The 4111-nt window shown below is 73.8% G+C and carries 3 protein-coding genes and 1 pseudogene; 3 read left to right on the forward strand and 1 reads right to left on the reverse strand.

Translation table 11 applies throughout. The features are described 5' to 3' along the window. A pseudogene (locus CCN44_RS33570) lies at positions 1 to 458 on the reverse strand (hypothetical protein); the annotation flags it as partial. A gap of 302 nt (positions 459 to 760) precedes the next feature. Between CCN44_RS33570 and thrS the strand changes: the two are divergent. From thrS to CCN44_RS33585, 3 genes are all read left to right on the forward strand, one after another. Beyond that, complete coding sequence (gene thrS, locus CCN44_RS33575; RefSeq protein ID WP_059250138.1) at positions 761 to 1987, forward strand: threonine--tRNA ligase; 1227 nt, start codon at positions 761 to 763, stop codon at positions 1985 to 1987. 50 nt (positions 1988 to 2037) lie between these two features. Further along, positions 2038 to 3003: a nucleoside hydrolase gene (locus CCN44_RS33580; protein ID WP_059250139.1), complete on the forward strand. Its 966-nt coding sequence runs from the start codon at positions 2038 to 2040 to the stop codon at positions 3001 to 3003. Positions 3004 to 3326: 323 nt separating this feature from the next. Continuing rightward, positions 3327 to 4111: isocitrate lyase/PEP mutase family protein (locus CCN44_RS33585; protein ID WP_086702069.1), on the forward strand; the 785-nt coding region annotated here is incomplete at its 3' end.

Genomic DNA, 4111 nt, shown 5'->3' on the forward strand with positions numbered 1-4111 from the left:
ACCGCGTCCACGTCCGCCGGGCGGCGGGCGCCGATCTGGTAGCGCAGCTGGGCCTCGGTGTCGGCGTCGTCCAGGCCGACGGCGACCCGGGCCGGGGCGCCGAGGAGTTCGTCGCTGTAGAGGGCGTCCAGCAGCCGCTGGCACTCCCCGGCCGTGGTGCGCGCCTTCAGCAGCCCGTCCCGCCAGGTGGCCGCGCCGCGCGTCGCGGTCCAGGGGGCGCCCAGGTCGGTCTCGTTGATCAGCGCGGCCTGCGCCTGCTCGTCGCTGAGCGTGGCACCGTCGGGCCGCGCGGACGCCTTGGCCGTCGGGCTCGGCCGGTCGACGGTGGGCAGCGGATACGGCGCGGTCTCCGGGTGCTTCAGGCCGAGGGCCGCGCAGCCGCCGGCGGCTATCAGGCCGGTGGCGAGGACGGCGAGGAGGACGCCACGAGGGATGCGGAAGCGTATCGCGGGGGACATCGGTGCCTCCTGGGCTGCGAGCGGCCGGTGGTGCCTGCTCTCACGGCACCACCGGCCCGACCCGCCCACCAGCGCTCCGGTCCGTACGGGTGAGAGGCGGGGGTGGGAAAAACGGTGGCGGCCTGCGCACGGGGGCCGTAGCGTGCCGCCCATGCAGCGCGCCCTTCCGCACCCGTCGAGCACGACGACGCCGGACACCGTCCCGGCGCGCTGACACCTGAGCAGACCACAGGCCCCGGGGCGAACGCCCCGGGGCCTCGTCGTGCGCCGGGACGTCCGCCTCCCCCACCGAGGAGACCCGGATGAACGACCCGCTGCCCGACCACCGCCGCCTCGGCCGCGAGCTGGACCTCTTCGACACCGACCCGCTGATGGGCGCCGGCCTGCCGTACTGGCTGCCCGACGGCGCGACCGTCCGGCACACCCTGGAGGAGTACATCCGGGACGCCGAACGCCGGGCCGGCTACCGGCACGTCCACTCCCCCGCGCTCGGCAAACGCGAGCTGTACGAGATCTCCGGGCACTGGGACCACTACCGCGACGACATGTACCCGCCCATGAAACTGGGCGCCGAGGAGGTCGTCCTGCGCCCCAGCCTCTGCCCCCACCACGCCCTGATCTACCGCTCCCGCTCCCACAGCTACCGCGAACTGCCGCTGCGCATCGCCGAGATCGGCGCCATGCACCGCGCCGAACTGTCCGGCGTGCTGGGCGGCCTCACCCGGGTCCGCGCCATCCACCTCAACGACGCGCACATCTTCTGCACCCTCGACCAGGCGGTGGCCGAGGCCCGCGCCGCCCTGGAGCTGATCGCCCGCGCCTACGCCGACCTCGGCATCGAGGCCGTACGCCACCGCCTGTCGCTGCCCGGCGCGGGCGGCAAGTACGTCGCCGACCCCGAGCTGTGGCGCCGCGCCACCGCACTGCTGCGGGAGGTCCTCGCCGAGGCCGGGGTGGCGTACGAGGAGGCGGAGGGCGAGGCCGCGTTCTACGGCCCGAAGATCGACGTACAGATCGCCGACCCCGCCGGCCGCGAGTCCACCCTGTCCACCGTGCAGATCGACTTCCACCAGCCCGCCCGCTTCGACCTGCACTACATCGGCGCCGACGGCGCCCGGCACCGGCCGGTGATGGTGCACCGCAGCATCATCGGCAGCGTCGAGCGGGCCGTCGCCCACCTCGTCGAGGCACACCGCGGCGCGTTCCCCGCCTGGCTGGCCCCCGTCCAGCTGGCCGTGCTGCCGGTCGCCGAGGAGCAGGTGGAACCGGCCGCTGCGCTGGTCCGGGAGGCGCTCGCGCGCGGCCTGCGCGCCGAACTCGCCGGGCCCGGCGACGGCACCCTCGGCGCCCGGATCCGCGCGGCGCGCCGGGTGCCGTACCAGGCGGTCGTCGGCGCCCGGGAGGCCGGCGCCGGACTGGCCGCCGTACGCCTGCGCGACGGCCGCCGCCCCGGCGCGCTGCCGGTGCCCGACCTGCTGTCCCGGATCGCCGAACGGGTCGCGGCACGCGGCACCGCGCTCTGGGACTGAACCCGCGCTCCGGGACTGATCTAAGGTCGGCACGACGGAAGGAGTCCGCCGTGACCGGTCAGCCCATCCCCGTGATCATCGACTGCGACACCGGCGTCGACGACGCCCTGGCCCTGCTGCTCGCCGTACGCCACCCCGGACTCGACCTGCGGGCGGTGACCTGCGTGGCCGGGAACACCGACGTCGACGGGGTGGTCCGCAACACCCTCACCGTGCTGGAGCAGGCGGGCGCCCCCGACATCCCGGTGGCCCGGGGCGCCGAGCGCCCCCTGCTGGAGCCCGCCCGCTCCGCACCCGTGCACGGCACCGACGGCATGGGCGACCTGGGCCTGCCCGCGCCCACCCGGACCCCGGCGGCCGTCGACGCCGTCACGCTCCTGCACCGCGAGATCCTCGCCTCCCCGCGCCCGGTCACCCTCATCCCGACCGCGCCGCTGACGAACATCGCCCTGCTGCTGCGCACCCACCCCGAGGTGACCCGCAACATCGAGCGGATCGTGTTCATGGGCGGGGCGGTGGAGGTCGGCAACGCCACGCCGGTCGCCGAGTTCAACGTCTGGCACGACCCGGAGGCCGCGGCGATCCTGCTCACGGCCGGGGTACCGATCACCATGTACGGCCTGGACGTCTTCCGGCAGGTCGTCGTGGACAGCGCCGAGGTGCACCGGCTGCGCGCCAGCGGCGAGCCCGGCACCCGGCTGGCCGGCGAACTCCTCGCCCACCGGCCAGCCCACCAGGGCGAGCCGCCGGAGGCCGAGGAGGCGGGCGGCCTCGGCGACGCCGGCGCGGTGTGCGCGGTCGCCGACCCGCAGGGCATCACCACCCGCCTCCTGCCCGTCGAGGTCTCCCTCGCCCCCGGCCCGGCCCGCGGCCAGACCGTCGTCGACCGCCGCCCCCGCCTCGGCGAGTCCGAGATCCACGAGGGCGGACGCGAACGGGCGCTGGTGGACGTGGCGCTGGCCGTGGACGCCGACCGGTACGTGAAGCTGTACCTGGAAACCGTGGAACGCCCCTGAGACCCGGCCTGCCGAAAAAAGGGGGTCCGGTATCGGCCCGGCAGAACTTTTTGGTCATCGTGCGGGGCGCCCGCTCGCCAAAGAGCCGGTCGGTCACAGAAGTGGGCGTGCACTTTTCGGACCGCTTTCGCAAAGTGGCGGTTGAGAAAAGGCAAAAGACTTTTTTACTGTTCCGCCACCGAGCCGGACAGCGAAGAACCGGGTGCCTCTCCTGACGAGGGCACCCGGCCTGTCTGGTGCGGAACACGCCGCGCGGCCAACGGCTTTGGCGGGCAGACGGTCGCAGCGGCGCAGCCCACGCAACCAGTTCCACGGAGGATACCGTGAGCCACCCCCACCGGCTACGTGCCGCCATCCACGCCGACGGAACCACGCCCCTGATCGGCGTGTTCGACATGTTCTCCGCGTCCGTCGCGGCCCAGCACTACGACGGCATGTTCGTCTCCGGATTCGGTTTCGCCGCGTCCCATTACGGCCTGCCCGACATCGGTTTCATCGCCTGGCCCGACATCATCGCCTTCGTCCAGCGCCTGCGCCTCGCCTTTCCCCGGCAGCACCTGCTCGTGGACATCGACGACGGCTACGTCGACCCGGAGACCGCGTGCCACGTCGTCCAGAGCCTGGAGGCCGTCGGCGCCTCCGGCGTCATCCTGGAGGACCAGAAGCGGCCCCGGCGCTGCGGCCACGTCGACGGCAAGCAGGTGCTGCCGCTGGAGGAGTACCTGGAGAAGCTCGACATGGTCCTCCGGGCGCGCCGCGACCTGGTCGTGGTGGCCCGCACCGACGCCACCGAGGAGGACGAGATCCTGCGCCGCGCCAAGGCGCTCGCCGCGACCGACGCCGACGTCGTGCTGGTCGACGGGGTGCGCAGCGTCGACTGGATCCACAAGGTACGGCGCGTCATCGGCGACAAGCCCCTGCTGTTCAACCAGATAGCCGGCGGCAAGTCCCCCCGGCTGTCCCTGAGCGAACTGACCGGCCTGGGCGTCGACGTCGCCATCTACAGCACCCCCTGCCTGTTCGCCGCCCAGACCGCCATCGACCGCGCCCTGACCGACCTGAAGGCGGCCGACGGCCGCCTTCAGGTCGGTCAGGGCGCGGTCGATGG

Origin of the sequence: Streptomyces tricolor (genome assembly GCF_002155905.1) — a bacterium.
Taxonomy (GTDB): domain Bacteria; phylum Actinomycetota; class Actinomycetes; order Streptomycetales; family Streptomycetaceae; genus Streptomyces; species Streptomyces tricolor.